The sequence below is a fragment of the Saccharopolyspora cebuensis genome (assembly GCF_039542665.1).
Lineage (GTDB): Bacteria > Actinomycetota > Actinomycetes > Mycobacteriales > Pseudonocardiaceae > Saccharopolyspora > Saccharopolyspora cebuensis.
In genome coordinates, this window is sequence record NZ_BAABII010000005.1 from 257222 (window position 1) to 283153 (window position 25932).

Genomic DNA, 25932 nt, shown 5'->3' on the forward strand with positions numbered 1-25932 from the left:
GTTCCCGTCAGTTCACCCGGCGGTCGGCGCCCGCCCAGTGGGGTTCGCGCACCGCCTTGCGGTCGAGCTTGCCGTTGCGGTTGAGCGGGAGCCCGGCGACGAACTCGACCGACCGCGGTTTCTTGAACCGCCCGAGGCGTTCCGCGCAGAACGCGATCAGCTCCTGCTCGGTCGGCCGGTGGCCGAGGCGCGGGACCACGACCGCCAGCACCGCCTCGCCCCAACGCTCATCGGGCACGCCCACGACGCAGGCCTCCTGGACCGCGGGGTGTTCGTGCAGCGCCGCCTCCACCTCGGTGCAGTAGATGTTGAAGCCACCGGAGATGATCATGTCCTTCTTGCGGTCCACGATGAACAGGTAGCCGTCCTCCCGCATCCAGGCGAGGTCCCCGGTGTGGACCCAGCCGTCGCGGAACGCGCTCGCCGACAGCTCCGGTTCGTTCCAGTACCGGGTGACGCAGTCCGGTCCCCGGACGACGATCTCGCCGATCTCCCGGGGCGGCAGGTCGGCACCGTCCTCGCCGACGACCCGGACCTCGCTGTCGTAGGCCGCGCGCCCGCACGAGCGCAGCAGCTCGGGGTCCCCCTCGACGGCCGCGGCGAGCTCGTCCCCGGCCAGCCCCGCCACCACGCTCGTGGTCTCGGCGAGCCCGTAGCCCAGCGCGACCACGGGGCCGAACAGGGCGACCGCCGCGCGCAGGCGCTGCGGCGGCACCGGCGCTCCGCCGATGCGCACGCTGGTCAAGCTGGACAGGTCGCGTTCGGCCGCGCCCGGGTGGTCGAGGACGGCGGTCAGCATCGCCGGGACGAGGAACGTGGCGGTGATCCGCTCCTGTTCCACCGCGTCCAGGAACGCCGCCGGGCTCCAGGAGCGCAGGACGTGCGTGGTGGATCCGCCGAAGACCCCGCTGAGCAGCACCATGCCCGTGGCGTGCGTGATCGGGCCGCACGCGAGGTAGCGGGTGTCCGGGCGCGGCCGCGACTCCGGGCTCATGAGCTGCTTGCGCATGTTGGCGAGCCGATTGCCGAAGGTCTGGACGGCGGCTTTGAGCGCGCCGGTCGATCCGCTGGTGTAGTTCAGCACCGCGGGGTCGTCCGCACCGACCTCGACGGCCACCGGCCGGGGGTCACCTCCCGCGACGAGGTCGTCGTAGCCCACCGGGGTCTCCGCGGCGCGGTGGCCGCCCGGGGAGTCGAGGAGCACCCGGACCTGGCCGGGACCGGCCGCGGCGGAGGCGTCGTCGTCGTGCGCCGCGTCGTGGACCAGCACCCGCGCACCGGAGTCCCGCAGGACGTGCCGGAGCTCTTCCGCACCCAACCGCGCGTTGACCGGGACCCGGACCAGGCCGGCCTTGTAGAGCGCGAACTCGATCTCGACCAGCTCACCGCAGTTCCAGGCCAGCGACGCGACGGCGTCACCGGGGCGCAGGCCGAGCCCGTCGATCAGCGCGGCGGCGAGCCGGTCGGTGCGCTGGTCGAGCTCCCGGTAGGTCCACGTGCGTTCCCCGCAGACCAGGGCGGTGCGGTCGGGCCAGTGCCTCGCGCTGCGCGCGAGGTAGGTACCGAGGTTCATGGGGCGGACCTCCACGGCGATCCATACGACAGAGTGACCATTTGCAGACACAGTGTCCATGAACGTTCCGGGTGTCAAGGGGTCTCTACACTGACCGCGCGCGACAACGGCGCCACGACGACCGAGGACGGAAAGGGCAGCGATGGCCGAGGACAGGCGGACCAAGCGCACCAGGCGGGCGCTCCACGACGCGCTGGTGGCGCTGGTGCTCGAACGCGGGTTCACCGCGCTCACCGTGGAGGACATCGCCGAACGCGCCGACGTCGCGCGCGCCACCTTCTACAGCCACTTCCAGGGCAAGGAGGACCTGTTCGCCACGGTGACCGCCGACCTGCTCGCCGAGCTCGGGGCGCGGATGCGCCCGGCGATCAGCGGCAGCGCGGTCGGGTTCACCGGCAAGCCGCTGCTCGAACTGCTGCGGCACGCGCGCGAGGAGCGCGACCGGTACCGGATCGTGCTGCGCGGCGAGGGCGACGGCAAACCCCTGCAGCTGTTCCTGGACACCTGCGCGCAGGCGACCGCCGAGGAGTTCCGCCTGCGCGCGGAGCGCAACGGCGTCACGCCGCGCATCGACGCGGACCTGCTGGCCCGGGTGTGGGTCGGCGAGCAGGTCGCCGTCCTGCGGTGGTGGACGGCGGACGACGTCGCGCCGATGCCCGCCGAGGAGGTCGCGCGCATGCTGCTCGAACTCGCCGTGCGCGGGCGCTACTGGGCCAGCGGGTTCGACGCCCCGGACTGACCGGTCACCGCCCCGGCGTTCGCCGCACTTCCGGTGGAGCTCTTGAGCCGCTCTGCCCGGGCCGCTTACAGTCCTGTACTCACGGTCGCCTAATGGACATGCTGTCTGTTTTCTTGGTGCGACCGGTCTGGACATCGTCGTTCAGTGAGGAGCGGCCCGTGCCCGCATCGCCCCCGAGGTCCACCGGTACCGAGCTGATCGCCCGGCTCGATCGACTGCCCCTGTCCAAGCCCCACCGCCGACTGGTCTTCCAGGGCGGCATGGGCTTCCTGTTCGAATCCTTCGACGGCGTGCTGCTCGGATACGCCGCCTCGGCGGTGGTCGCCCTGTGGGCGCTGGATCCCGCCACGTCCGGGTGGCTGCTCGCCTCGGTCTTCGTCGGCTTCCTCATCGGCGCGCTGATCGCCGGGGTGCTCGCCGACTGGCTCGGACGACGCCGGGTGCTGATGTGGGCCCTGCTGGTCTACGTCGTGTTCACCGTCCTCGCGGCGACGGCCTCCGGCCCCGGCGAACTCGCGCTGTGGCGGGTGCTCAGCGGCATCGGGCTCGGCGCCGAGGCGACGGCCATCGTCCCGTACGTGTCGGAGTTCCTCCCGCAACGCCACCGCGGTCGCAGCATCGGCCGGACCATGATGTTCCTCGGCGTCGGGCACGCGCTGGCCGCGCTGACCTCGGTGCTGGTGATCAGCCCGAACCCCGAGTCGGGATGGCGGATCGCGTGCGTCCTCGGCGTCCTGCCCGCGCTGTGCCTGCTGTGGTGGCGGCGGCAGATGGTGGAATCGCCCCGGTTCCTGATCGGCAAGGGGCGTCTCGCCGAGGCGGAGCGGATCGTGGCGCGGTTCGAGCGGGAGACCGCGGCCGCCGGGGACCCCGTGGTCGCCGCCCCGGCGGCGACCGGGGAGCCCGTCGAGGAGCGCACGCACGACGCCGGGCCGCTGCGCCGGCTCGCCGCCCTGTGGCGACCGGGCATGGCGCGCCGGAGCTCGGTGGTGTGCCTGCTGTGGTTCACCTTCCAGGCCGCGCAGTACGGGTACGGGACCTGGCTGCCCACCCTGCTGGTCCTCGAAGGGTTCACCCTCGCCACCAGCTTCGGCTTCGCGCTGGCCGGTGCGCTCGCCCAGATCCCGGGCTACTACCTCGCGGCGATGCTCAGCGAGCACCTCGACCGGAAGTGGACCATCGTCCTGTTCATGGCGGCCAGCGTCGGGTGCGCGGCGGGCCTCAGCGCGGCCGACGGCGCCGCGGCGATGTTCACCTGCACCGTCGCGCTGTCCTTCTGCCTGCACGGTGTCGCCTCGCCGCTGTACGCCTACACGGCGGAGATCTACCCGACGGCGCTGCGGGCCAGCGGCATGGGCGTGGCCAGCGCGATCGCGCGGCTCGGCGCCATCGCGGCCCCCGTCGCGATCGGCTACCTCCACGCCGGGCTCGGCTTCGGCGGGGTGTTCGCGATGCTGGGCGGTCTGCTGGCGGCGGGCGCGGTCGTGCTCACGCTCTGGGGCCTGCGGACGGCCGGACGCAGCCTCGAAGACCTGCAGGGCGGCTCCCGCGAATCGTGACCGCCCGCGGGCGGGAGCTCGGCGGGGCACCACGCGGACGATGCCTCGTCGGCATCGCTCGATGCCACTTCGGAGTTGGACGTGCATCGATCACCGGACCTAGTGTCACCGCACACCGGCCGCGCCACGCGAGCCGCGACGCACCCAGTGAGGAGAACCGAGCCATGCCAGGCTTTTCGGCGCCCGAAGTCGCGCAGCGACTGGCTTCCGGGCTGCTGTCGTTCCCGGTGACGCACTTCCGCGACGACCTGAGCTTCGACGAACCCGCCTACCGCGAGAACATCGGCTGGCTCGGCGGATTCGGCGCGGCCGGGCTGTTCGCCGCCGGGGGGACCGGCGAGTTCTTCTCGCTCACCCCGGACGAGGTGTCGGCGGTGGTCACCGCCGCCGTCCGGGAAACCCCGGCGGACCTGCCGGTGATCGCCCCGGCGGGCTACGGGACGGCGACGGCGGTGGAGCTCGCCAGGGCCGCGGAGCGGGCGGGGGCCGACGGCGTGCTCCTGCTGCCGCCCTACCTGACCGAGGCGCCCCAGGAGGGGGTGGCCGCGCACGTCCGGGCGGTGTGCGCGGCGACCGACCTCGGCGTGATCCTCTACAGCCGGGCCAACGCGGTCTTCGAGGACACCACCGTGGCCCGGCTGGCCGACGAGTGCCCGAACCTGGTCGGGTTCAAGGACGGCGTGGGCGACATCGAGAAGATGACCCGGTTGTACACCCGCCTCGGTGACCGCCTGCTCTACATCGGCGGGCTGCCCACCGCGGAGACCTTCGCGCTGCCCTACCTCGAACTGGGCGTGAGCACCTACTCCTCGGCGATGTTCAACTTCGTCCCCGAGTTCGCCCTCCGGTTCCACACCGCGGTGCGGGAGCGCGACCGCGCCGCGGTGTACCGCTACCTCGACGAGTTCGTCCTGCCGTACTGCGACATCCGCAACCGGCGCGCGGGGTACGCGGTGAGCATCGTCAAGGCCGGGATGAAGGTCGTCGGCCGCCCGGCGGGGCCGGTGCGCGGTCCGCTGGTGGACCTCGACGACGCCGAACTCGCCATGCTCGCCGACCTGGTCGCCGCGCTGCCGGAAGGAGGGCGTCGATGAGCACCGCACCCACCGGCCGCATGCTGATCGCCGGAGAGCCCGTGCTCGGCGGTGGCGCGCGGTACCGGGCCGTCGACCCGAGCACCGGCGAGCCGCTGGAGCCCGAGTTCGCCCACGGCGGCGCCGACGAGGTCGCGCGGGCGTGCGCGGCGGCCGACGAGGCGTTCCGCAGCTACCGGAACACCACGGGGCAGCAGCGGGCGCGGCTGCTGTCGGCGATCGCCGACGGCATCGAGGCGATCGGCGACCCGCTGATCGAACGCGCCCACGCCGAGACCGGGCTGCCGGTGGCCCGCCTGACCGGGGAGCGGGCCCGCACGACGGGTCAGCTCCGGCTGTTCGCGTCGGTCGCCGCCGAGGGGAGCTGGGCCGGGGCCCGCATCGATCCCGCCCAGCCGGAACGCCGGCCGCAGGCCCGCGCCGACATCCGCCAGCGCCGGATCGCGCTCGGGCCGGTGGCCGTGTTCGGCGCGAGCAACTTCCCGCTGGCCTTCTCGGTCGCCGGTGGCGACACCGCCTCGGCCCTGGCGGCGGGCTGCCCGGTGGTGGTCAAGGGCCACGACGCCCACCCCGGCACCTCGGAGCTGGTCGCCGGTGCGGTGGCCGAGGCCATCGCCTCCTGCGGTCTCGACCCGGGCACCTTCTCGATGCTGTTCGGCCGCGGCCCCGATCTCGGCGTCCGGCTGGTGACGGACCCGCGCATCCGGGCCGTCGGGTTCACCGGGTCCCGCTCCGGGGGGACCGCGCTGCTGGCGGCGGCGAACGCGCGACCGCGCCCGATCCCGGTGTACGCCGAGATGAGCAGCACCAACCCGGTGTTCCCGCTGCCCGCAGCGCTGGCCGAGCGGGCCGAGGAGATCGCGCGCGGCTTCGTCGGCTCGCTCACCCTCGGGGCCGGCCAGTTCTGCACCAGCCCCGGCCTGGTGATCGCCGTGGACGGCCCCGGGCTGCGGCGGTTCGAGGAGGTCGCGGCCGCCGAGCTGGCTGGAGCCGCGGCCGCTCCGATGCTCACCCCGGGCATCGCCCGCTCCTACGCCGAAGGCGTGTCCGCCCTGGCCGACCACGACGCGGTGCACGTGCTCGCCCGCGGTTCCGATGCGGACCAGCCGCACGGCTGCCGACCCGCGCTGCACGTCACCGACGCCGCGAGCTTCGCCGCCGATCCGGCGCTGCACGAGGAGGTCTTCGGGGCCAGCGCGCTGGTGGTCCGCTGCTCGGACGCCACCGAGGTCCGCGCCCTCGCCGAGGCGCTGGAAGGGCAGCTCACCGCCACCGTGCACGCCGACGGGCCGGACCACCCCGGAGCCGCCGAGCTGCTCCCGGTGCTGGAGCGCATCGCCGGGCGGATCCTGTTCAACGGCTGGCCGACGGGGGTCGAGGTCGGGCACGCGATGGTCCACGGTGGACCGTTCCCGGCCACTTCGGATTCCCGCACCACGTCGGTCGGCAGCCTCGCGATCGAGCGCTTCCTGCGGCCGGTGGCCTACCAGGACGTCCCCGCGGACCTGCTGCCGAGCGCGATCGCGGATGGCAACCCGGACGGCATCCGGCGCCACGTGGACGGCGAGCTCGGCACCCGCTGAAGGGGCGACCGCATGACCACCGCACCTCCGGTGGTGGCCGGCGCCCGCGCACCGCTGGTCACCCGCGGCCGGCGCACCGGCGCGGGCGCCGCGACGCGGTACCGCACCCCCGGCCGGACCTCCGACCGCGAGCGCCCGGCCCTCGACCAGACCTGACGGGCCCGGCGGCGACTCACCCGCCGCCGGGCCCCCGCATACCCACAGGAGGCAATGATGCCTGCGAGAGGGAACGAAACCCCGCTCGGGAACGGCCTGCTCGCCGCCCACGAAGCGGCGCCCGCGGCGAGCCTGCCGCCCTGGGCGCTGCTGCTGATCGTCGCCGGGGGCATCGCGCTGCTCCTGGTGCTCGTGGTCAAGGTCAAGCTGCACGCCTTCGTCGCACTGCTCCTCGTCAGCGGGGTCGTCGGGCTGGCCGCCGGGATCTCCCCGGCGGAGCTGCCCGCCGTGCTCGAGGACGGGATGGGGTCGACGCTGGGCGAGATCGCCATCATCGTCGCGCTGGGCGCGATGCTCGGCCGCATGATGCAGGAATCCGGCGCGGCCGGGGTCCTCTCCGAGCGGCTGCTCGCGGCGTTCGGCGAGAAGCGCGCTCCGCTGGCGGTCGGGCTGACCGCGCTGGTGTTCGGCATCCCGGTGTTCTTCGACGTCGGCTTCATCATCCTGCTGCCGCTGATCTACGCCGTCGCCCGCCGCTCCGGCCGCTCGGTGATCACCATCGCGCTCCCGGCGGTGGGCGGTCTGGCGATCATGCACGCGGTGCTGCCCCCGCACCCCGGTCCGGTGGCGGCGGCGAGCCTGCTCGGCGCGAGCCTCGGCTGGGTCGCCGTCATGGGCCTGGTCTGCGGCCTGCCCGCGTGGTTCTTCGGCGCTTACGTGTTCGGCGTCAAGATCGGCGACCGGCTGGGCATCCCGGCCCCGGCGGGCCTGTCCGGCGACGAACCGGACGAGGCGCCCGGGGGCGGCTCGACCGGGGGCGGCGCTGTCACGACCCAGGCGCCGCCCTCGCTGGGCACCACGGTCCTGGTCATCACGCTGCCGGTCGTGCTGATCATGCTGCACACCTTCGCCGCGCTCGTCCTGCCGGAAGGTCCGGTGCGCAGCGCCGTCGAGTTCATCGGTGCGCCCGTGGTCGCGCTGACCGTCGCGACCCTGCTCTCGTTCTGGGTGCTGGGCATCCGGGGCGGCGCCAGCATGGCGAAGATCGAGAAGGCCGCCTCCGCCTCGTTGGGCCCCGTGGCGCTCGTGCTGCTGGTCACCGGCGCGGGCGGCATCTTCGGCGCGGTCCTGGAGGAGACCGGGGCCGGCCGGGCGCTCGCCGACCTCCTCGGCGCGACCGCGCTGCCGCTGATCGTGCTCGCCTTCCTCATCGCCACGGCGCTGCGCGTCGCGCTCGGGTCGAAGACGGTCGCCATCGTCACCACCGCGCCGATCGTGGCCCCGCTGATCCAGCAGAACGCCCTGTCCCAGCCGGAGATCGCGCTGGTGGTGATCGCGATCGCCGCGGGCGGCACCGTCCTGTCGCACGTGAACGACTCGGGGTTCTGGCTGTTCAACCGCTACATGGACATCGACATCAAGACCACGCTGAAGAGCTGGACGATGATGGAGACCCTCATGGGGACCTTCGCCTTCCTGATCGCCGCGGCGCTCAGCGGCGTGCTCGCGCTCACCTGATCGACCCGGCCGCCGGCGCATCCGATGTGCCCGGAGGACCCCCGCGGAAAATGACGAGCCGCGCTGTCGGCCCGGCCAGTACAATTCTGCGGTGCGGGGTGCGCCTGCCGCGCAACGCCTCGTCGCGTTGCGCCACGGCGCTGGGGGCCCCGAGCACGACGGCGACCGAACGACGCAGGGCCACCGAACCCCACCCGCCCGGACGCGGGTGGGGTTCGGTGCGCCTGGGTGGCGCCATCGCCTGCTCGGGGCCGCAAGGGCGCGGCTGGACACCCGCCCTCCCGCAGCGGCGGACGCAGCACCGGTGTCACCGGCGACACCCGGCCCGCACGTCCCTGCCGAACGCATCAGCCGACCGGCTCCGGCGGCCGAACCGAACCACTCCTGCGAGGTGTTCCCGACCATGCCCCACGCGAGACCCGCGACCGCGGCGTCCGACCACGGCACCGCACCGCCGCGCGCTCCCGTGCTGATCGGCGTGCTGGTCATCTCGGCGTTCGTGATGATCCTCAACGAGACGATCCTGAGCGTGGCGCTGCGCGCCCTCAGCGTCGACCTCGGCGTCCCCACCACCACCGTGCAGTGGCTGACCAGCGGCTTCCTGCTGACCATGGCCGTGGTCATCCCCACCACCGGCTTCCTGCTGGAGCGGTTCACCCCGCGCCAGGTCTTCCTCGCCTCGCTGATCCTGTTCAGCGCGGGCACGCTGGTCAGCGCACTCGCACCGGGATTCGCCGTGCTGCTGGTCGGGCGCGTGGTGCAGGCGTGCGGCACCGCCGTCATGCTGCCGCTGCTGATGACCTCGGCGATGCGCCTGGTGCCGCGGGACAAGCGCGGCGCGACGATGGGCACGATCAGCATCGTCATCGCCGTCGCCCCCGCCGTGGGACCGACGGTCGGCGGGGCGGTGCTGGCCTCGCTGGGCTGGCGCTGGATGTTCTGGCTGGTCCTGCCGCTGGCGCTGGCCGCGCTGGCCACCGGGGCGGTGCTGATGCGCCTGGACGGCGAGACCCGCGCGGTGCCGCTGGACCTGGTCTCGGTCGTGCTGTCGGCCCTGGGCTTCGGCGGCATCCTCTACGGCCTGTCCTCCATCGGGGAATCCGGCGGCGGCGAGCACGCGGTGCCGCCGTGGGCGCCGATCGTGATCGGGCTCGTCGCGCTGGGCGCCTTCGTGCTGCGCCAGATCCGCCTGCAACGCCAGGACCGCGCGCTGCTCGACCTGCGGCCGTTCACCCACCGCTCCTTCAGCGTCGCCCTGGTGCTGACCGCGTTGCTGTTCCTGTGCCTGCTGGGCGTCGCGTCGATCCTGCTGCCGCTGTACCTGCAGACGGTCCTGCGCACGAGCACGTTCGTCAGCGGGCTGGCGCTGCTGCCCGGTGGGCTGGTGCTCGGCATGCTCGGACGGCCGGTGGGTCGGCTGTTCGACCGCTTCGGCGCGCGTCCGCTGGTGATCCCGGGATCGCTGGCCATGGCGGTGTCGCTGTGGCTGTTCGCCACCCTCGGGACGGACTCCTCGCTGGCCTCGGTGATCGGCATCCACGTGCTGCTCATGGCCGGTCTCGGGTTGATGATGACCCCGCTGATGACCGAATCGCTCAGCGCGCTGCCCGACCACCTCTACTCCCACGGCAGCGCGATCCTGTCCACGCTCCAGCAGGTCGCGGGCGCGTTCGGCACCGCCGTGTTCGTCACGGTGGCCGCCCTGGGCACGACGGATCCGTCCGGGGCTCCGGACGCGTCGGGGCTGCGCCTGGCGTTCCTCGTCGCGGGCGGGATCGGGGTGCTGGCGTTCGTCACGTCGCTGTTCGTCCGCCGACCGGCCGCGGCCACCCCGCGCACCGTCGACACCGGCCGGGCCGAGCGGGAGCCGAGCCGCGCGGCGTCCGAGTGACGGGCGCCCCTCGGCGCAGCTGAACGGCCCCCGGGCGCTCTCGCCCGGGGGCCGTCGCGTGCGGGCTCAGCCGAGCCGGCCGGCGGCTCCCACCGCGGTGACCCCGCCGTCGACCAGCAGGTCGGTGCCGGAGATGAAGCTCGCGGCGGGTCCGAGCAGGAAGGCGGCGGCTTCGGCGATGTCGGCGGGCGTTCCCGGGCGCTGGGCGTGGGAAGCCTCGATCATCATCCGCATCGAGTCGCCGTGCTCACCGCTGAGCTCGGTCCGGCCCATGGGCGTGGCGATCACGCCGGGGCTGATCGAGTTGATCCGCGCGCCCCGCGCCCCCCACGTGGCGCTCGCCGCTTGGACGCGCAGCAGGTTGGCGCGCTTGGCGAAGCCGTAGGCCGCACCGGCGTGCGGGAACTGCGACTCGGCCGCCACCGGCAGGGACAGCAACCGGTCGGCCGGCGCGGTGGCCAGTTCCCGGGCCTGCTCCGGGGAGAAGCCGGGGTGTCCGTGCGCCGCCATGCTCGCGATCACGACCCCGGCCCCGCCGGAGGCGATGACCTCGGTGAACTCGTCCAGCACCAGGGCGACCCCGAGCAGGTCCACCGCCAGGATCGCGGGCACCGGTGCCTGGACCGGCGAGAGCCCGGCGGTGTGCACCACCGTCCGCACCTCGCCCAGCGACGCGGCCTGCCTGGCCAGCGCCGCGACGGAATCGCGGGAGGAGACGTCGACGGGCGCCGCGGTCACGGCGTAGCCCTCGCCCTCGAGTTCACCGGTGGCGGCGCCCAAGGTCTCCTGGTCGACGTCCGCCACCAGCAGCCGCGCCCCGGACCCCAGGCGCCGGGCGATCGCCACGCCCATCCCGCCGACCCCGACGACCACGACGACCTGCTGCCCCATGCGCCCGCTCCTTCGTCAACACCTGTCGATCACCCGACGGTTGTCGGCGAGCCTACGCTGCACGGGTGACCGCCCCACGAACCGCGGACCGCCGAGCCCAGCCCGGACTGACCCGCCGCGCTCAGCCGAAGGCGAGCACCAGTTTGCCCCGCACGTGGCGACCGGCCAGCTCGTCCAGCGCGGCCGGGAGGTCGGCCAGGTCGACCGCGCGGTTGAGCATCGGCTCCACCCGCCCTGCTTCGAGCAGCCCGAGCAGTTCGGCGAGCATCACCGGCAGGTCGGCGCGGGAACGCTCGTCACCGCTGCTGTAGGCGGCCCCGAGGGCGATCTCGTGGATCGAGGGCGCGAGGGTGAACGGGGCGACCGCGGTCGGGTCCGGCCGCCCGGCGACGGCGGCGAGGCCACCGCCGTGGGCGAGCAGCCGGAGGTTGGCGGTGGCCGACTCGGGGCCGACGGTGTCGACCACGGCGTCCACCCCGCGCCCACCGGTCAGCTCCCGCACCCGGGCGGCGACGTCCTCGACCCGGTAGTCGATCACCTCGTCGGCGCCGAGCCGGCGCACGTGCTCGGCATTGCGCTCGGAGGCGGTGGCCAGCACGCGGGCCCCGAGCAGCCGGGCGAGCTGGACGGCGAAACCGCCCACCCCGCCGGCCGCCGCGGTGATCAGGACGACGTCGTCGGCGCCGACGTGCAGGCGGCGGACCAGCGCCTGGTACGCGGTCATCCCGGCCGCGGGCAGGCAGGCGGCGCTGACCGGGTCCACCCCGGCGGGCACCGGCGCCAGGACGGCGGCGTCGGCCAGCGCGAACTCGGCGAAGCCGCCGCGCCTGCGCAGATCACCGTGGTAGGCGACGCGCTCGCCCGGCCGGACGTCGGGCACGTCCTCGCCCGCGGCGTCCACGACGCCGACCACGTCCAGGCCGAGCACGTGCGGGAACGTCCAGTCGGCGGGAGCCGCGGCGGCGACCTGGTAGTCCACCGGGTTCAGCCCGCACGCCTCGACCCGCACCCGCACCTGCCCCGGCCCGGGGTCGGGGACCGGCAGCGCACCGATCCGCAGCGCGCCGGGTCCGTCGAGCAGCGCGGCCCGCATGTCCGTTCCTCCGTTGCTCATCCCGCCAGGCTAGGCCACCGGCCGGGACGGGGGTCTCACGCGGTGGCGGCGCCGAGGGCCGCCTCGACCTCGCGGAGGAAGTCCGGCAGGTCGTCCGGCCCGCGCGAGGTGATCAGGGTCCACCCGGCCGCGTCGTCGCGCACCACGGCGTCGTCGCCCCACTGCCCGCCCGCGTTGCGGATGTCGGTGGCCAGCGACCCGTAGGACGTCGCGTTCTTGCCGTCGAGCACCCCGGCCTCGACCAGCAACCACGGTCCGTGGCAGATCGAGGCGATGATCCGCCCCGTCCTGGCGAAGGATCGCGCGATCTCCACCGCGCGGGCCTGCTGGCGCAGCGCGTCGGCGTTGAGCGTGCCGCCCGGGACGAGCAGCAGGTCGTAGGCACCGGGATCGACCGACGCGAGCTCGTTCGAGGGCTCGACCACCTGCCCCGGGTCCTGGTCGCCGACCAGCGTCCGGACCGGATCGCCGGTGATCGCGCACACGTCGACCAGCGCACCGCGCTCGCGCAGGTGGTTCACCGGCACGACGAGCTCGTCCTGCTCCACCCCGTGATTGCTCACCACGGCGAGCACCCGTCCTCCGGTCACGTCCGCGTCGGCCATGCCGCGCTCCTCCCCGCCTCGCGGGCACCGCGAGACCGTTGGCTTCCGGCAGGGTTCCGCGCCGGGACCGCGGGCGGCACCCCGTCCCGGCGGAGATCCCACGCTAACGCCGCCCACCGCGCGACGCAGCGCTGCGCGGTGGGCGCCCGGGCCCTGGTTGACTGGTGGCCGGAGTCGTTCGAGAACCACGGGGGATGAGGAACATGGGAACGTTCGCGGTCACCGGCTCGGCCTCGGGAATGGGTGCGGCCAGCGCCGCGGAGCTGCGCGCGGCGGGGCACACCGTGCTCGGCGTCGATCTGCGCGATGCCGACGTGGTCGCCGACCTGGGCACCGAATCGGGTCGGCGGCACGCGGTCGAGGAGGTCCTGTCGCTCGCCGGGGGCGTCCTGGACGGGGTCGCGGCGGTCGCCGGGGTGGGCCCGGACCTGCCGGACGCGGCGGCGGTGGTGTCGATCAACCACTTCGGCCCGGTGGCCCTGCTCGACGGACTGCGACCGGCGCTGGAGCGCTCCGGCGCGGGACGCGCGGTGGTGATCGGGTCCAACTCCGCCACCACCGTGCCCGCGGTGGACGAGGAACTGGTCCGGCTGGCCCTGGCCGGTGACGAGGCGGGGGCCCGCGAGCGGGCCGCGACGACCCGGGCCACCTCGTCCGGGGCCGCGCCGAGCATCGCGGCCTACGCGTCGTCGAAGTTCGCCCTCGCCCGGTGGGTGCGCCGGACCGCGGTCACCCCGGAGTGGGCCCGCCGCGGAGTGGTGCTCAACGCGATCGCGCCGGGCGCCGTGCTCACCCCGCTCATGCTCGGGTCGACCGGTGACGCGGCGGCGCAGGACCCGGACGAATTCGCCACGCCGCTGCCGGTCGGCCGCTTCGGGCGGCCCGAGGACATCGCGTTCTGGGTGCACCAGTTCCTGCGCCCGGAAGCGGGTTTCACCACCGGCGCGGTGCTCGTCGTGGACGGCGGCACGGACGCGGTCATGCGCCCGGAGGCGCAGCCCACGGTGCTGGTCCCCTGACCGGCGCGGCGGGCGGGGCCCGGATTGCGGGCCGGTGGACGGGTCCGGCAAGCTGGCCCACCGGTCCGCAACAGGAGGTGTCCGGTGACCAGCGACGAGAACGGCCCGACGGTGCCCTGCCGGGCCTGCCGCGGGACGGGCCGGGTGTCCCGCCCGCGCCTGTACCTGTCCAGCAGCGGGGAGGTCTCGACGGTGGCCGGGGACGGCCGGTGCCGCCACTGCCGGCAACGCCCGGACCAGCCGCGCGAGCGCGGGGCGACCGGCTGATGCCGTCCGAACAGCCGGAGGGCTCCGCCTTCGAGCGCGGGCGCAACACCGTCTGCTACAGCTGCGGCGGGTTCCGCAAGATCAGCGAACCCCGGTTGTACGAGATCCAGGCGACCGAGGAGCTCACCACCGGCATGACGATGGGCGAATGGCGGCCCTGCCCGCAGTGCGACGGGGCCGGCCTGCTGCCCGGCCTCCGACCTCCGGTGTGATCCCCGGCGTGGCGGTGCGGGGGCGCGGCAGGTGACCGGGTGTGGTCGGCGACCCGATCGGGTAAGCGACGTGCATGGGTGAGGAGCGAGAACTCGCGCTGGTGACCGGCGCGTCCAGCGGGATCGGGTTCGAACTGGCCAAGCAGTGCGCCGAGCAGGGCTACGACCTGCTGGTCAACGCCGAGGACAGCGGACTGGAACCGGCGGCGGGCCGGCTCGCCGGCACCGGCACCACGGTGCGGTCGGTGCGCGCCGACCTGCGCTCCGCCGACGGCGTCGAGCAGCTGCACGGCGCGGTCCGGGCCACCGGGCGCCCGGTGGCGGTCGCGCTGCTCAACGCCGGGGTCGGCCAGGGCGGGGCGTTCGTCGACAACGCGCTGACCGACGAGATGGACGTCGTCGACCTCAACATCCGCTCGACGCTGCACCTGGCGAAGCTGCTGCTGCCGGACATGGTGCGCCGGGGCGCGGGCAAGGTGCTGATCAGCTCGTCGGTGGGGGCCATGGTGCCCGGCAGCTACCAGGCCGTCTACAACGCCTCGAAGTCGTTCCTGCAGTCGTTCGCCGAGGCGGTGCAGGAGGAGCTCAAGGACACCGGCGTGACGATCACCTCGCTGATGCCCGGACCCACCGAGACGAACTTCTTCCACCGCGCGGGCATGGACGACACCCGGATCGGCCGGTCGACCAAGGACGACCCGGCCGAAGTCGCCGAACAGGGCCTGCGCGCCCTGCTGGCGGGCCGGGGCAAGGTCGTGGCCGGGTCGATGCGGACCAAGGCGCAGGCCGCCGCCGGGCACGTCGTGCCCGACCGGGCCAAGGCGGCCGCGCACCGGCAGCTCGCCGGGCCCGGCTCCGGCGAGCGCTGAGCGGCATCCAGGAGGACCACCGATGGCGAAGATCCTGTTCGTGATGACCGGAGCCGACCACTGGACGCTGGTCGACGGCACCGCCCATCCGACCGGCTTCTGGGCCGAGGAAGCGGTCGCGCCCTACCGGGTGTTCAGCACGGCGGGCCACGAGGTCACCGTGGCCACGCCGGGCGGCGTGGTCCCGCCGGTGGACCGCGGCAGCCTCACCGCCGACGCCAACGGCGGCCAGCGGCAGGCCGAGGACATCGCCCGCGGCCTCGATTCCTTCACCGAGCTGGAGGAGCCGATCGCGCTGGCCGACGTCGACGTCGGCGACTACGACGCGGTGTTCTACCCCGGCGGGCACGGCCCGATGCAGGACCTGTCCTGCGATGCCGATTCGGCACGGGTGCTCGACGAGGCGCTGGCCGAGGGCACGCCGCTCGGCGTGGTCTGCCACGCCCCGGCCGCGCTGCTGGCCACCGAGCACTCGGGCGGCACGCCGTTCGCCGGGTACCGGATGACCGGCTTCACCAACGCCGAGGAGGAGCAGACCGGGCTCGCCGACCGCGCGCCGTGGCTGCTGCAGGACCGGCTGGTGCGGCTCGGCGCGGACTTCCAGGAAGGCCAGCCCTGGTCGCCGCACGTGGTCATCGACCGCACCCTGCACACCGGGCAGAACCCGGCCTCGGCCGCCCCGCTGGCCACCGAGCTGGTCAAGGCGCTGGCCTGACCGGTCAGGAGGTGTGGGCCCAGCCCACCGGGTCGTCCTCGTCCTCGCACCAGCGCTCCGGGGCGCCCGCGGGGCCGAGGACGTCGGTCAGCCACCAGGTCTCGTCCGCGTTCCACCCGGCCAGGACGGTGGCCGCGTCGCCGACCGGCAGCGCCCGGCCCGCCGCTTCCAGGTACGCGGCGGCGGTGAGGTGCACGGCGTCGTGGTCGGCGGCGACCGCCGCGTAGTCCGGGATGAGCCAGCGCGCGTCGGTCCCCGTGGCGCGCCACCAGTCGTGGCGCCGGGACGCGGTCACCTCCAGCGGATAGCGTTCGACCAGCGCGCACCAGTCCGCGGCGCCGCGGATCTCGTGTATCCGGATCTCGTGGTCGCGGGACTCCCGCGCCGGGCGCAGCGGGTGGCAGATCGCCTCGGGGACCCCGAGCGAGTCCTCGTCCAGCACCAGCCCGACCGCCCCGAGGCCGGCCGCCCCGAGACCGGGGAGCGGTCGGGTGGTGGTCACGATCTCCATCCGGTTCGGTGTGGACCACCAGGTTCCGCTGACCGGCGCGTCCAGCGCGACGTCGCGCGCGCGGCAGGCCGCCTCCAGCTCGACGGTCGCCGCGCGCCACCGGGCGAGCCGGTCCGCCGCACCGGTCAGCTCCGGGGCGGGGACGACGGGATCCACCCACCGCACGTACCGCTGGTCCGCGCCGATCGGCTCGAACCACCACCCGGTGCCGGAGGCGGCGGCGACCGCCTCGGCGGCGGGCCGCAGCTCGCGCACCGCTTCCGGCGCGGCCAGCGCCAGGTCCACGTCGTCGGGCTCCTGCCAGTACATCGCGCACGCCACCGAATCGGCGAAGGCGACCAGCAGGTCGGAGACCTCGACGTCCCGGTGCAGGACCGCATCGGCCGCGCCGGGGTCGAGCCGCCCGCCGGCGGCGCACCAGCACAACCGGCGTCCGCGCGGTCCGGACAGCAGCACATCGGCGAACGAGCCCATCCGGCGACCCTAGGAGCCGGACCGGCGGTGGCACCACCCGTTTCCGGCGGAGTGCGGCCGGGAGCGAAGTCCCGGCCGCACCGGGTGGTCAGAGCAGGCTGAACTCGTAGGAGTACCGGTTGAGGTGCATCACCATGCAGGACAGCAGCGCCCCGCCCTTGGTGAACTCGCTGAGGTTGATGTGGGCGACCTCGAAGCCGAGCCGTCCGGCGATGTCCTCCAGCTCGCGGTTCTTCGCCACCTCCATCTGGTAGTCCTCGGTGCCGGCCCGCAGGTCGTGGACGTCGGACGCGTTGACGATGAGGTTGTTCATCCGCATCGAGTTGCAGAGCCCGGCCATCGCGCTGGCGCTGGAGACGTCGATGACCTCGGTGTGCTTCTCCAGCAGGCTGAGCTCCTCCGGCTCGTACTTGGCGGTGCACACCAGGGTCTGCTCCTTGGTGATCGGGAAGACCGTGCAGTCCAGGTGGTAGAGGTACGGGTCGGTCTCGGCCAGCTTGAGCACGGTCATGTCGTAGGTGCGCTCGAGCCACTCGTAGGTCTCGCGCTGCGACCGCAGCCCGTACCCTCCGATGTAGACGTCGTCGTACAGGTGCTTGAGCTCGGCCTCGCCCTCGAACTTGGTCTCCGGCACGACGACCCGGTAGCCCATCGACTCGAAGAAGCGCACGCCGATCTCGGTCTCGCCGGTTCTGGGCGGGGAGGTGAAGTTCGAGATGACCACGGTGTCGCGCTCGGGCAGGTGCTCCAGCACGACGCCCATGTTCGCGGTGAACACCAGGTCCTGCAGCCCGTCCGGGCGCGGCGTGGGCAGCAGGTACACCAGGCTCTCGGAGGCCACCAGCCCGTAGAACCGGAGGAACTGCGCCATCGCCTTGCGCGCGTCCGGGCGGCGCTCGTCGAGGGGCATCTCCTCCATCCAGACGTTGTTGGCCACCTCGGTGGAGAAGGAGAACGGCGCGTTGAGCAGGTACGCCGGGCCTTCGTGCTGGGTCGGGTTGATCGGGTGCGCGGGACGGGCGGCCGTGGTCATCGGTTCTTCTCCTCCGTGGTCTCGGTGATGTGCACGAGCGGGTCGATGCCCGCCTCGACGTGTTCCTCCGGCTCGCACAGCGTGGTGAACTCGTACCGGTCGGACAGCGGGATGATGAGGTCGACCTGGGAGCCGTAGCGGATCTGCGAGAAGCGGTGCCCTTGGTCGACGTAGTTGTTCTGCCCCAGCTCGAACGGCATGATGCAGTCGACGTCGTAGTCGGCGATCTGGAGCAGGTAGTAGGACAGGTGCAGGTCCGGCACGTCGATGCGGTTGATCACGCGCTGGTTGTGCCGGAGGTACTCGCAGCCCTTCGCCGGGACCCGGAGCTGGTGCAGCAGTTCGTGCTCGACGTCGAGCATCGGGCGGTTCACCGTGTCGATGGCGTCCAGTTCGCGGTAGCGCAGCCGTCCCGAGTAGGGCACCCGGTTGATGTGCACGTCGTAGAAGGTCATGAAGATGCCGATGACCAGGCACCGCTGCGAGAAGGTGTCGTCACGCAGGGCCTCCCGCAGCGTGTAGGCGCTGCCCTTCACGTCGATCACGGAGTGCTCCGGGTCGACGACCTCCTGGTAGAGGATGACCCCGTCGGCGGGGGCGAAGAAGTAGTCGGGGTCGATGTAGATGGGTCTGATCGGATCGCGGAAGAAGTGGAACTGCGACAGCCATTCCACCGACTTGTCCCGTACCGGCAGGACGTCGTCGGCGATCCATTCCCTCAATGCTTTGACCATGCCTCGTCCAAGTGGTTGCGGAGGTGTGCTGGGAACCGGGGCGACGTCGGCGGCGATGGTGGTAGGTCACCGACATCCGGTGCCGCAGCCGGCGCCGGAACGCCCGGATGAGGCACCACCGGTGGTCCCGACCGCGGTGGTGCCGGTGCGCGGGCACCGCGCTCACCGCCGTCCTCCGGAAGCGCCGGGATCCCGGGTGAGCAGCAGCGCGCAGTTGTTGCTGCCGAAGCCGAAACTGGTCACCGCGGCCGCCGTCGGGCGGTCCACCGGCAGCCGCGTCGGCGTCAGGCGCAGCCGCGCGGTGGCTTCCGGATCGGTCAGGCCCGCGGTCGGCGGCACCTCGCCGGTGCGCAGGGCCAGCACCGCCGCGGTGATCCCCGGCAGGCACGAGGTGTGCAACAGGTGGCCGACGGCGCCCTTGTGCGAGCCCACCGGCAGCGCGGTGCTGCCGCAGTCGGCGGCGACCGACTCCAGCGCGACGAGTTCGGCCTGGTCGCCTTGCGGGGTGCCGGTGGCGTGGGCGTGCACGTAGTCGAGCCGGTCGGCCTCGGCGTCGGCGAGCGCGTCGCGGACGCAGTCCTCGATCAGCTCCGGGTCCGAGGCCGCCGACTTGCCGGTGCCGACCCGGCAGCAGACCCCGGCGACGGCGACGTCGCGGGGTGCTCCCCTGGCCGCGGCGCGCTCGGCGGATTCGAGCACGACCGCTCCCCCGCCCTCCCCGATCGAAATGCCCGCGCGGGCGCGGTCGAACGGGCGCGCCGCGGCACCGCTGACCGCGCGGACCGCGCTCATGCTGGCGTACTCGTAGCGGTTGAGCGCCGTCGCGCCCGCGACGACGACGGTGTCGGTCAGCCCGGAGCGGATCGCCTCCCGGGCGAACCCGACGCCGAAGCCCGCCGACGCGCACGCGTGGGTCAGGTAGCTGGTCCGCTCGCCGAGCGTCTCCGGCGCGGCGGGCCCGACGAACTCGTCCCAGTCCGGGAGCTCGCCCGGTTCCCACGGCGCCTGGCCGACCAGCACGAGCAGGGCGTCGTCGGGGACGCCGGAGAGCCCGGCGTCGACCAGCGCTTCGCCGAGCGCGCGGGTCAGGTACGCCCGCTTGCGCGGCGCGCCGAGGTCGTCGGGCACCTCGCCCACCGGTTCCGCGGTGCCGGTGAACCGGCGGGCGGACGCCAGCGCGCTGCCGCCCGAGCGCAACCCGTTCCAGAACGCCCCGACCCCGACGCCGAACGGGCTGACCAGGCCGAGCCCGGTGATCACGGTGCTCATGACCGGGGCCCCCGCTCCTCGGCGAGCGCCCGCAGCAGCGGGACCCGCTGGCGACCGGTGACGCGCAGCGGTTCCGGTCCGCCGAGCAGCACGGCGGTGACCGCGCACCCGGGGTCGTCCAGCGCGTCGGGGTCCAGCGGCAGCACGTCGCACAGCACCACGGGTCCGCGGGCGGCGAACCGGCGGGCGATGCGCAGGAAGCGCCGCGCGCTGACCCCGCCGAGCAGGTAGCAGGGACCGCGCCACCCGCTGGCGATGGCGAACTTGCGGACCAGTTCGGAGGTCTCCATCCCGACCGAGTCCGACGGCCGCAACCGCCTGCTGGTCTCGGTGCAGCGGGCGGCGAACCGGCGGGCCGCCCACCTGCTGTACGCGTCGGCGTGCAGCAGCAGCGGCAACGGGTCGTCGGCGGACAGCACCGCGCCGAGGGTGTCCACGACCGCCGCCGCGGTGGAGTCGTAACCGCCGCGCACCCGCGCCGCCGCGGTGGCGAACTCGTCGGCCCGGGCGGTCGTGCCCAGCACCGGGCCGAGCGCGGGGTCAGCGTTGGACGGCATGGCCGGTCCCTCCCGCCGCGGCGGCGAAGTCGCCGTCCGGCTCATCGATCCCGGGTGGGGTGTCGGTGAGCTCGACGGCGACGTGCACCGTCACGACCCCGCGCCGCTCGCTGGTCACCACCGCCTCCCGGAGCGCGTCCTCCAGCCGTGCCCGGTCGGTGATCACCGGGCCGTCGGGCGGCGGGTCGGCGGCGAACGGGTAGCGCTGGGCGTCGAGTCCGCGGCCCGCGCGCTGGGCGTGCAACCAGCCGTAGCCGCCGTTGCACAGCACCACGTAGACCACGCCGATGCCCTCGCGCCGCACCGTGTCCACATCGGAGCGGAACAGGGTGTAGGCACCGTCGCCGACGAAGGCGATGACCGGGCGGTCGGGTGCCGCCAGCCGCACTCCGGCCGCGGCGGCCGCGCCGAAGCCGAGCGAGGTCTGCTCGGAGGGCACCACGCTGCCGCCCCGGGACCGGCAGACGTGGTACGGGAAGGCGTAGGACCACATGTCCTGCAAGCCGTTCTCCTGCACCAGCACCCGCGACGGCGGGACCACGGCGTCGATCGCGGCGAGCACCTCGGCCACGTGCAACCGGGGGTCCGCGCGCATCCGGGCGAGCTCCGCCTCGGCTCCGGCGTGCAGGTCCTCGCGGCAGCGGCGGATCGCCGCCCGCCAGTCGGCGTTCGGCGGGCGGTCGGCCACGGCCCGGGTCCAGCGGTCGAGCACGTCCGCGCCGTCCCCGACGATCCGCGCACAGGGGTGCTCGGTGGACAGCTCCGCCGCGTCGCGGTTGACCTGGACCACCGGGAGGTCCGGCCGCCAGCCGAACGTGGCGGTCTCCTCCAGCCTGCTGCCCACCGCGATCACCAGGTCGGTCGTCTCCCACAGCGGCGCCATCGCGGCGGGCGCGTAGAGCCCGGACAGCCCGCAGAACGACGGGTGGTCCTCCAGCACCGCGCCCCGCCCGGACGCCGTGCACACCACCGCCGCGCCGAGCGCATCGGCGAAGCGCTCCACCACGCCGTCGGCGGCGCGGTGCCGCATCCCGCCGCCCACCAGCACGACCGGGCGTTCGGCGGCGCGCACCGCGTCGAGCGCGCCGTCCTCGCGCGGCGGGACCGACCGGGCGAGGACGGGAGGCGGCGACCACGGGCGCGCCGGGACCTCGATCGAGCCGAGGTCGTCGGGGATCTCCAGGTACACCGGGCCCGGCGCCCCGGAGCGCGCGACCAGGAAGGCCTTCTCCAGCGCGGGCAGCACCCGGCTCGGATGGTCCACCCGGTGCGCCCACTTCACCACCGGCGCGACCAGGCCGAGGTGGTCGAGTTCCTGGAACGCCCCGCTGCCCCGGTGCTCGGCCGGGATGCCACCGGAGAGCACCACGAGCGGAGCGCTCCCGCTGCGCGCCTCGGCCAGGCCGGTGACCGCGTTGGCCACCGCGGGCCCCTTGCCCAGCACGCAGACGCCGGGTGCACCGGACTGCACCGCGTACCCGGTGGCCATGAACACCGCGTTGCGCTGGTCCCGGCACAGCACCAGCCGGGGACCGCCCGCGTCGAGCGCGGGCAGCAGCGCCAGGTCGTCACCGGGGAGTCCGAACAGGACGGTGACGCCCGCGGCGCCGAGGTGGTCGACGACGGCGTGCCAGGCGCTCGGGAAGCAGTCCACGGTCAGCACCCCCCGGCCCGGTCGTCGGCTTCCGGGGCCGCGGTGGTCATGTGCTGGGCGACGGCCTTGGAGATCAGCAGCGGTTCGGCGACCCGCTTGCCCCGGTAGGCGGCGAAGTTGGCGACCATCCCGTGCCCGCCGAAGGGCCGGTTGCCGTTCTCCTCGTCCAGGACCGTGCGGTTGACGCACACCTGGTGCCTGCGGGACAGCATCTCCACCAGCTCCGGGTGCTCGCCGTAGACCATCGCGGCCATCGCCCGGTCGTCGATGAACGGCATCCGCAGCACCGATCTGAGCTGCTGGTCGTTCTGGTACACCACGATGTTGAACACCGGGGAGAACATCTCCTCGAGCGTGATCCGCTCGCTGTAGGGGCGCAGCAGCACCGTCGGGTGCAGGTGCCGCTCGCGCAGGTCCAGCCGACCGCCGAACACGATGTGCTCGCGGTGCTTGCGCAGGTAGTCGGTGACCCGCTGCAACGCCGAGTCGTAGTACAGCGGCCCGTAGTCGGCGTCCTCGTCGCGGTAGTCGCCGTAGCGCAGTTCGCCGATCTCCTTCACCAGCAGTTCGACGAACCGGTCGGCGGCGTCCTCGGGCACCAGGAACACGTCCGGGCCGAAGCAGTCCTGGCCGCCGTTGAGCATCCGGATGCGGATGGCGTCGGCGACCGCGATGTCGAGGTCGGCGCCCTCGGTGACCACGAACGGGTTCACGCCCTGGCCGAAGAACAGCAGGAGCTGCTCGGGCCGGAGCTGGGTCCGGATCTGCTCGACGTTCTGGTAGGTCCCGGTGAACACCACCACGTCGGACTCCGGGACCGGTCCTTCGACGAACCGCCGCTGGCTCAGCCCGCTCGGTTCCAGGGGCAGCCCGTGCACCGGGGCCAGCATCGCGTGCAGCCGGCGGGTCAGCGAGGCCACCTGCGCCGAGGGCCGGAACACCAGCCGCTCGGTGTAGAGCGCCGGGATCAGCAGGTACAGCACGTAGGAGTAGCAGAGCACGTTGGACGGCATGAACACCGCCATCCGCCCGACCCGCCCCGGCCGGTAGGTCTCCATCTCCTCGCAGGCCCCGGTGAGCGCCTCCAGCGAGCTGGCCAGCTCGGTCTCCACGGCCTTGCGCGGGGAGATCTCGCAGAGCAGGTCGAGCACCTCCGCCCGGTGGTCGCGCAGGAAGTCGGCCACCGCCCGCAGCGCCCCGATCCGCTGCGGGAAGGGCACCGCGGGGAGCTGCTCCCCCACCGAGCGGTGCCCGGTGCTGCGGCGGACCAGCCGGTCGAGCGCGCCGGTATCGGGCTTTCCATTGCTGTTCAACGGGATTTCCTCCACCACGACAACACGGTTGGGACGCTCGTAGGAGGGCAGCAGGGCATCGATCCGGCTGCGCCAGAAGCGCGGCTCGCGCAGCTGCGGATCGGCGACGACGAACACGAGGTGGCAGCCGCGGCGCTCGTCCTCGACCGGGACCACCCGCACCGGCGCACCGCACTCGGCGGCCTTGGTCGCCAGCACTTCCGGGTAGAGCACGTGCCCCATCCGGTGCACCGCGGCGGCCCGGCCGACGACGAACAGGTGGCCCGCCTCGTCGAGGTGGCCGAGGTCGCGGGTCCGGTAGGGGCCTTCGGGCAGCGGTCGGACGCCGCCACCCGGTTCGAGGTACCCGGAGGTCAGGTCCGGCGAGCTCAGCACCACCTCGCCGAGCACGCCGGGCGGAACCGGCGCCCCGGCCTCGTCCAGCACGGTGACGTGCACGCCGTCCAGCGGACGCCCGCACCCCACCGGGTCGTCGGGCGCGGCCAAGGCGATGTTGCCGGTTTCGGTGCTGCCGTAACCGTCCAGCAGCGGACGTCCGGTGACCCGGCGGAACCGCTCGGCCAGCGCCGCACCCAGCGGGCTCCCGCCGACGCACCACATCCGCACCGAGCGCAGCGCCTCGAGCAGCGCCGGGCGGTTGCGCATCAGGTTCAGCGCGGTGTGGTAGGTCATCGGTGCGGCGTCGACGGCCGTCGCCCCGCCGCGCGCGGCGAACTCGAGGGCGTGGTCGACCCGGTGGTACGGCGCCACCAGCAGCGAACAGCCGACCCGCCACCAGAGCAGCACCACGGACAGCCCGTACTGGTGGGAGAACGGCAGCAGCGGCAGCAGCGCGTCGTCGGTGCGGTACCGCATCCGGCGCCTGCTGCGGTCGATGTTGTCCACGAAGGACCCGCCGGACCGGACGATCCCCTTGGCCGGGCCCTCCGTCCCCGACGACCAGGTGATCAACGCGTCCGCCCGGTCCCGCCACGCGCGCAGCGACACCTGCCCGGCGGACGAGGGCGCGGAACCGGCGAGCTCCCCGAGCCCCAGCCTGCGCAGCGGTTCGCCCGGGGCCCCCGGGGAATCGGCGACCAGCCAGCGGACGTCGGCCAAGGCCGCCGCGCGGCGCACCTCGGCGGCGGTCTGCCGGTGGTCGAGCAGCACGATCGAGGCGCCCAGGTGCATCAGGCCGAGCAGGACGATGACGTAGTCCGCGGAGTTGTCGCCGAGCACCATCACCCGGTCCGCCGGTCGCACGCCGCGCGCCCGCAGCGCGTCGGCGACGCCGACGGCCCGGCGGCCCGCGGCCGCCCGGTCCAGCGGCGGTGCCCCCGGTGCCAGCAGACCCGGAGCGCTCATCGCCGCTCCTCCGGCACGAGTTCCTTCCGGTAGCAGACCCAGCAGGAGATGTCGTCGCGCGTCGGATCGCAGACGCCCAGGCGCTCGAACAACCGCAACGCCCCGGTGGGGTTGGCCAGGTCGACGCTGAAAGTGCTGCCGGTGTAGCCGAGTTCCCGGGCCAACCGGTCGTTCTCGGCCAGCAGCGCCCGGTAGAGGCTCCGCCCGCGGTGCTCCGGCGGGGTCCCGATGTAGCCCACCGAGAAGTCCTTGTCGTCGGGCCAGGTCTCCTCCTCCTCGGGGCGCACGGCGTACGACAGGAGGTGCGAGACCACGCGGTCGGCGTCGTCGTAGGCGAGCAACGACAGCTCCGGCAGGAAATCCGCCCCGCCGGTGAACTCCCGCCGCCAGCGCTCGGCGTCGACATCGCCGTCCTCGTGCTGTCCGGCGAAGGAGCGGTTGTGCAGTTCGCGCACCTCGTCGTCGCGGGCGGGATCGTAGGTCCCGAGCCGCCAGCCGGGCTGCAGCGGCACCGGTGCGAGCGGTGGCGTCCGAGCCAGCTCGGAGAAGATCTCGTAGTACCACTTGAACGCGCGCAGTCCGAGGCCGTCGAGCATCCCGCGCAGCACCTCGTCGTTCTCGGCCGACCAGACCCGCAGCTCCGCCGGGCGCCCGTCTGCCGCGGCGCGCTCCTCGGCCCGCGCGCAGCCCCAGGCGAGGAGCCGGGTGCCCAGCCCGCACCGCTGGAAGTCCGGGTGCACGCAGCCCTCGACGTCGTAGTGGCGACCGGTCCGGACCATCGAGTACGCGATCAGGTCGTCGCCCTCGAAGACGCCGAGGGTGTCCAGCTCCGGGTCGGTCACCTCCTGGGCCAGCACCGCGACGAACTGGTCCGCGCTGTTCTCGGCGACCGGCCGTTCGTCCGCCTCGAAGTCGTAGACCAGGTTCTCCCAGCAGGCGGCGTCCTCCGGTCTCAGCGGTCGCCACTCGTAGGCCGCTCGGATGCCGTCGGGGTGGCGCACGGGACGTTCCTGCCGGGCAGCGGGAATGCGGGGATCCTGGTCGGGAAGGCATTCGCGCACAACTCCACCGTCCTGTCAGACGAATTGAGCACCGAAGTTCGCATTCGGCCTGTGCTCCGAACGTACGGCAACCGAGGAAACGGGCGCACTGGTCTCTACACCATTCAGCGACACCCCGCAGATCGAAAGCGGGAACCGTCAGCGCACATCACCTGAACGGCCCTTTCGCACCGCCCC

24 protein-coding genes are annotated in these 25932 nt (G+C 73.7%); 12 read left to right on the forward strand and 12 right to left on the reverse strand.

Annotated features, from left to right (window positions below; genetic code table 11):
* Nucleotides 1–7: 7 nt before the first annotated feature.
* Nucleotides 8–1573: an acyl-CoA synthetase gene (locus ABD976_RS10940; protein ID WP_345361304.1), complete on the reverse strand. Its 1566-nt coding sequence runs from the start codon at nt 1571–1573 to the stop codon at nt 8–10.
* A gap of 142 nt (nt 1574–1715) precedes the next feature.
* Here ABD976_RS10940 and ABD976_RS10945 point away from each other — a divergent pair, with 142 nt between their 5' ends.
* The 7 genes from ABD976_RS10945 to ABD976_RS10975 all read left to right on the forward strand — a co-directional run bounded on the left by ABD976_RS10945 (nt 1716) and on the right by ABD976_RS10975 (nt 10113).
* Entirely contained in the window at nt 1716–2312 is a 597-nt protein-coding gene (locus tag ABD976_RS10945; RefSeq protein WP_345361307.1) for a TetR/AcrR family transcriptional regulator, read from the forward strand.
* Nucleotides 2313–2470: 158 nt separating this feature from the next.
* Entirely contained in the window at nt 2471–3871 is a 1401-nt protein-coding gene (locus tag ABD976_RS10950) for an MFS transporter (RefSeq protein ID WP_345361310.1), read from the forward strand.
* A 164-nt stretch (nt 3872–4035) separates the two neighbouring features.
* Nucleotides 4036–4965, forward strand: a complete 930-nt coding sequence (kdgD, locus tag ABD976_RS10955) for a 5-dehydro-4-deoxyglucarate dehydratase (RefSeq protein WP_345361313.1) — start codon at nt 4036–4038, stop codon at nt 4963–4965.
* Nucleotides 4962–6548, forward strand: coding sequence for an aldehyde dehydrogenase (NADP(+)) (locus ABD976_RS10960; RefSeq protein WP_345361316.1), 1587 nt, complete (start codon nt 4962–4964; stop codon nt 6546–6548). The genes kdgD and ABD976_RS10960 overlap by 4 nt, the downstream gene beginning before the upstream one ends.
* A gap of 12 nt (nt 6549–6560) precedes the next feature.
* On the forward strand, nt 6561–6704 hold the full coding sequence (locus ABD976_RS10965; RefSeq protein WP_345361319.1) for a hypothetical protein: 144 nt from the start codon (nt 6561–6563) through the stop codon (nt 6702–6704).
* A gap of 57 nt (nt 6705–6761) precedes the next feature.
* Entirely contained in the window at nt 6762–8222 is a 1461-nt protein-coding gene (locus tag ABD976_RS10970; RefSeq protein ID WP_345361322.1) for a GntP family permease, read from the forward strand.
* A 403-nt stretch (nt 8223–8625) separates the two neighbouring features.
* Nucleotides 8626–10113, forward strand: a complete 1488-nt coding sequence (locus ABD976_RS10975; RefSeq protein ID WP_345361325.1) for an MDR family MFS transporter — start codon at nt 8626–8628, stop codon at nt 10111–10113.
* Nucleotides 10114–10179: 66 nt separating this feature from the next.
* On the opposite strand, the gene ABD976_RS10980 is transcribed toward ABD976_RS10975, so the two are convergent.
* The 3 genes from ABD976_RS10980 to ABD976_RS10990 form a co-directional block, all read right to left on the reverse strand.
* Complete coding sequence (locus ABD976_RS10980; RefSeq protein WP_345361328.1) at nt 10180–11004, reverse strand: SDR family oxidoreductase; 825 nt, start codon at nt 11002–11004, stop codon at nt 10180–10182.
* Nucleotides 11005–11125: 121 nt separating this feature from the next.
* Nucleotides 11126–12118 (reverse strand): zinc-binding dehydrogenase, encoded by a 993-nt coding sequence (locus tag ABD976_RS10985; RefSeq protein ID WP_345361331.1) that lies wholly within the window; start codon nt 12116–12118, stop codon nt 11126–11128.
* A gap of 35 nt (nt 12119–12153) precedes the next feature.
* Nucleotides 12154–12723 (reverse strand): DJ-1/PfpI/YhbO family deglycase/protease, encoded by a 570-nt coding sequence (locus ABD976_RS10990; RefSeq protein WP_345361334.1) that lies wholly within the window; start codon nt 12721–12723, stop codon nt 12154–12156.
* Nucleotides 12724–12926: 203 nt separating this feature from the next.
* On the opposite strand from ABD976_RS10990, the gene ABD976_RS10995 reads away from it, so the two are divergent.
* From ABD976_RS10995 to ABD976_RS11015, 5 genes are all read left to right on the forward strand, one after another.
* Nucleotides 12927–13742 (forward strand): SDR family oxidoreductase, encoded by an 816-nt coding sequence (locus ABD976_RS10995; RefSeq protein ID WP_345361337.1) that lies wholly within the window; start codon nt 12927–12929, stop codon nt 13740–13742.
* 84 nt (nt 13743–13826) lie between these two features.
* The gene (locus ABD976_RS11000) at nt 13827–14009 is read left to right on the forward strand and encodes a hypothetical protein (RefSeq protein WP_345361340.1); all 183 of its coding nucleotides are present in this window, start codon (nt 13827–13829) and stop codon (nt 14007–14009) included.
* Nucleotides 14009–14221 (forward strand): hypothetical protein, encoded by a 213-nt coding sequence (locus ABD976_RS11005; RefSeq protein ID WP_345361343.1) that lies wholly within the window; start codon nt 14009–14011, stop codon nt 14219–14221. Before ABD976_RS11000 ends, ABD976_RS11005 begins: the two co-directional genes overlap by 1 nt.
* 74 nt (nt 14222–14295) lie before the next feature.
* A complete protein-coding gene (locus tag ABD976_RS11010) occupies nt 14296–15090 on the forward strand; it encodes an SDR family NAD(P)-dependent oxidoreductase (protein WP_345361346.1) in 795 nt (264 codons plus the stop codon).
* 22 nt (nt 15091–15112) lie between these two features.
* Nucleotides 15113–15805 (forward strand): type 1 glutamine amidotransferase domain-containing protein, encoded by a 693-nt coding sequence (locus ABD976_RS11015; RefSeq protein WP_345361349.1) that lies wholly within the window; start codon nt 15113–15115, stop codon nt 15803–15805.
* 4 nt (nt 15806–15809) lie between these two features.
* On the opposite strand, the gene ABD976_RS11020 is transcribed toward ABD976_RS11015, so the two are convergent.
* From ABD976_RS11020 to ABD976_RS11055, 8 genes are all read right to left on the reverse strand, one after another.
* Complete coding sequence (locus ABD976_RS11020) at nt 15810–16790, reverse strand: hypothetical protein (RefSeq protein ID WP_345361352.1); 981 nt, start codon at nt 16788–16790, stop codon at nt 15810–15812.
* Between the two features lie 88 nt (nt 16791–16878).
* Nucleotides 16879–17823: a dimethylarginine dimethylaminohydrolase family protein gene (locus tag ABD976_RS11025; RefSeq protein ID WP_345361355.1), complete on the reverse strand. Its 945-nt coding sequence runs from the start codon at nt 17821–17823 to the stop codon at nt 16879–16881.
* Nucleotides 17820–18545 (reverse strand): phosphatidylserine decarboxylase, encoded by a 726-nt coding sequence (locus ABD976_RS11030; RefSeq protein WP_345361358.1) that lies wholly within the window; start codon nt 18543–18545, stop codon nt 17820–17822. Before ABD976_RS11030 ends, ABD976_RS11025 begins: the two co-directional genes overlap by 4 nt.
* 174 nt (nt 18546–18719) lie before the next feature.
* On the reverse strand, nt 18720–19826 hold the full coding sequence (locus ABD976_RS11035; RefSeq protein ID WP_345361361.1) for a beta-ketoacyl synthase N-terminal-like domain-containing protein: 1107 nt from the start codon (nt 19824–19826) through the stop codon (nt 18720–18722).
* Entirely contained in the window at nt 19823–20383 is a 561-nt protein-coding gene (locus ABD976_RS11040; RefSeq protein WP_345361364.1) for a hypothetical protein, read from the reverse strand. The genes ABD976_RS11035 and ABD976_RS11040 overlap by 4 nt, the downstream gene beginning before the upstream one ends.
* Nucleotides 20367–22037 (reverse strand): thiamine pyrophosphate-binding protein, encoded by a 1671-nt coding sequence (locus ABD976_RS11045; RefSeq protein ID WP_345361367.1) that lies wholly within the window; start codon nt 22035–22037, stop codon nt 20367–20369. Before ABD976_RS11045 ends, ABD976_RS11040 begins: the two co-directional genes overlap by 17 nt.
* Nucleotides 22038–22039: 2 nt before the next feature.
* Complete coding sequence (locus ABD976_RS11050; protein WP_345361370.1) at nt 22040–24694, reverse strand: aldehyde dehydrogenase family protein; 2655 nt, start codon at nt 24692–24694, stop codon at nt 22040–22042.
* Nucleotides 24691–25695 carry a GNAT family N-acetyltransferase gene (locus tag ABD976_RS11055; protein ID WP_345361373.1) on the reverse strand — a complete coding sequence of 335 codons (1005 nt, stop codon included), beginning with the start codon at nt 25693–25695 and terminating at the stop codon, nt 24691–24693. The genes ABD976_RS11050 and ABD976_RS11055 overlap by 4 nt, the downstream gene beginning before the upstream one ends.
* Nucleotides 25696–25932: the final 237 nt, after the last annotated feature.

What these genes read in the sequence shown, in the direction of transcription:
- ABD976_RS11020 (WP_345361352.1), bottom strand. Translation starts at nt 16,790, where the DNA reads ATGGGCTCGTTCGCCGATGTGCTGCTGTCCGGACCGCGCGGACGCCGG.
- ABD976_RS11010 (WP_345361346.1), top strand. Translation starts at nt 14,296, where the DNA reads ATGGGTGAGGAGCGAGAACTCGCGCTGGTGACCGGCGCGTCCAGCGGG.
- kdgD (WP_345361313.1), top strand. Translation starts at nt 4,036, where the DNA reads ATGCCAGGCTTTTCGGCGCCCGAAGTCGCGCAGCGACTGGCTTCCGGG.
- ABD976_RS10945 (WP_345361307.1), top strand. Translation starts at nt 1,716, where the DNA reads ATGGCCGAGGACAGGCGGACCAAGCGCACCAGGCGGGCGCTCCACGAC.
- ABD976_RS11015 (WP_345361349.1), top strand. Translation starts at nt 15,113, where the DNA reads ATGGCGAAGATCCTGTTCGTGATGACCGGAGCCGACCACTGGACGCTG.
- ABD976_RS10940 (WP_345361304.1), bottom strand. Translation starts at nt 1,573, where the DNA reads ATGAACCTCGGTACCTACCTCGCGCGCAGCGCGAGGCACTGGCCCGAC.
- ABD976_RS10975 (WP_345361325.1), top strand. Translation starts at nt 8,626, where the DNA reads ATGCCCCACGCGAGACCCGCGACCGCGGCGTCCGACCACGGCACCGCA.
- ABD976_RS10985 (WP_345361331.1), bottom strand. Translation starts at nt 12,118, where the DNA reads ATGAGCAACGGAGGAACGGACATGCGGGCCGCGCTGCTCGACGGACCC.
- ABD976_RS10965 (WP_345361319.1), top strand. Translation starts at nt 6,561, where the DNA reads ATGACCACCGCACCTCCGGTGGTGGCCGGCGCCCGCGCACCGCTGGTC.
- ABD976_RS11050 (WP_345361370.1), bottom strand. Translation starts at nt 24,694, where the DNA reads ATGAGCGCTCCGGGTCTGCTGGCACCGGGGGCACCGCCGCTGGACCGG.
- ABD976_RS10980 (WP_345361328.1), bottom strand. Translation starts at nt 11,004, where the DNA reads ATGGGGCAGCAGGTCGTCGTGGTCGTCGGGGTCGGCGGGATGGGCGTG.
- ABD976_RS11040 (WP_345361364.1), bottom strand. Translation starts at nt 20,383, where the DNA reads ATGCCGTCCAACGCTGACCCCGCGCTCGGCCCGGTGCTGGGCACGACC.
- ABD976_RS11025 (WP_345361355.1), bottom strand. Translation starts at nt 17,823, where the DNA reads ATGACCACGGCCGCCCGTCCCGCGCACCCGATCAACCCGACCCAGCAC.
- ABD976_RS11005 (WP_345361343.1), top strand. Translation starts at nt 14,009, where the DNA reads ATGCCGTCCGAACAGCCGGAGGGCTCCGCCTTCGAGCGCGGGCGCAAC.
- ABD976_RS11035 (WP_345361361.1), bottom strand. Translation starts at nt 19,826, where the DNA reads ATGAGCACCGTGATCACCGGGCTCGGCCTGGTCAGCCCGTTCGGCGTC.
- ABD976_RS10960 (WP_345361316.1), top strand. Translation starts at nt 4,962, where the DNA reads ATGAGCACCGCACCCACCGGCCGCATGCTGATCGCCGGAGAGCCCGTG.
- ABD976_RS10995 (WP_345361337.1), top strand. Translation starts at nt 12,927, where the DNA reads ATGGGAACGTTCGCGGTCACCGGCTCGGCCTCGGGAATGGGTGCGGCC.
- ABD976_RS10990 (WP_345361334.1), bottom strand. Translation starts at nt 12,723, where the DNA reads ATGGCCGACGCGGACGTGACCGGAGGACGGGTGCTCGCCGTGGTGAGC.
- ABD976_RS10970 (WP_345361322.1), top strand. Translation starts at nt 6,762, where the DNA reads ATGCCTGCGAGAGGGAACGAAACCCCGCTCGGGAACGGCCTGCTCGCC.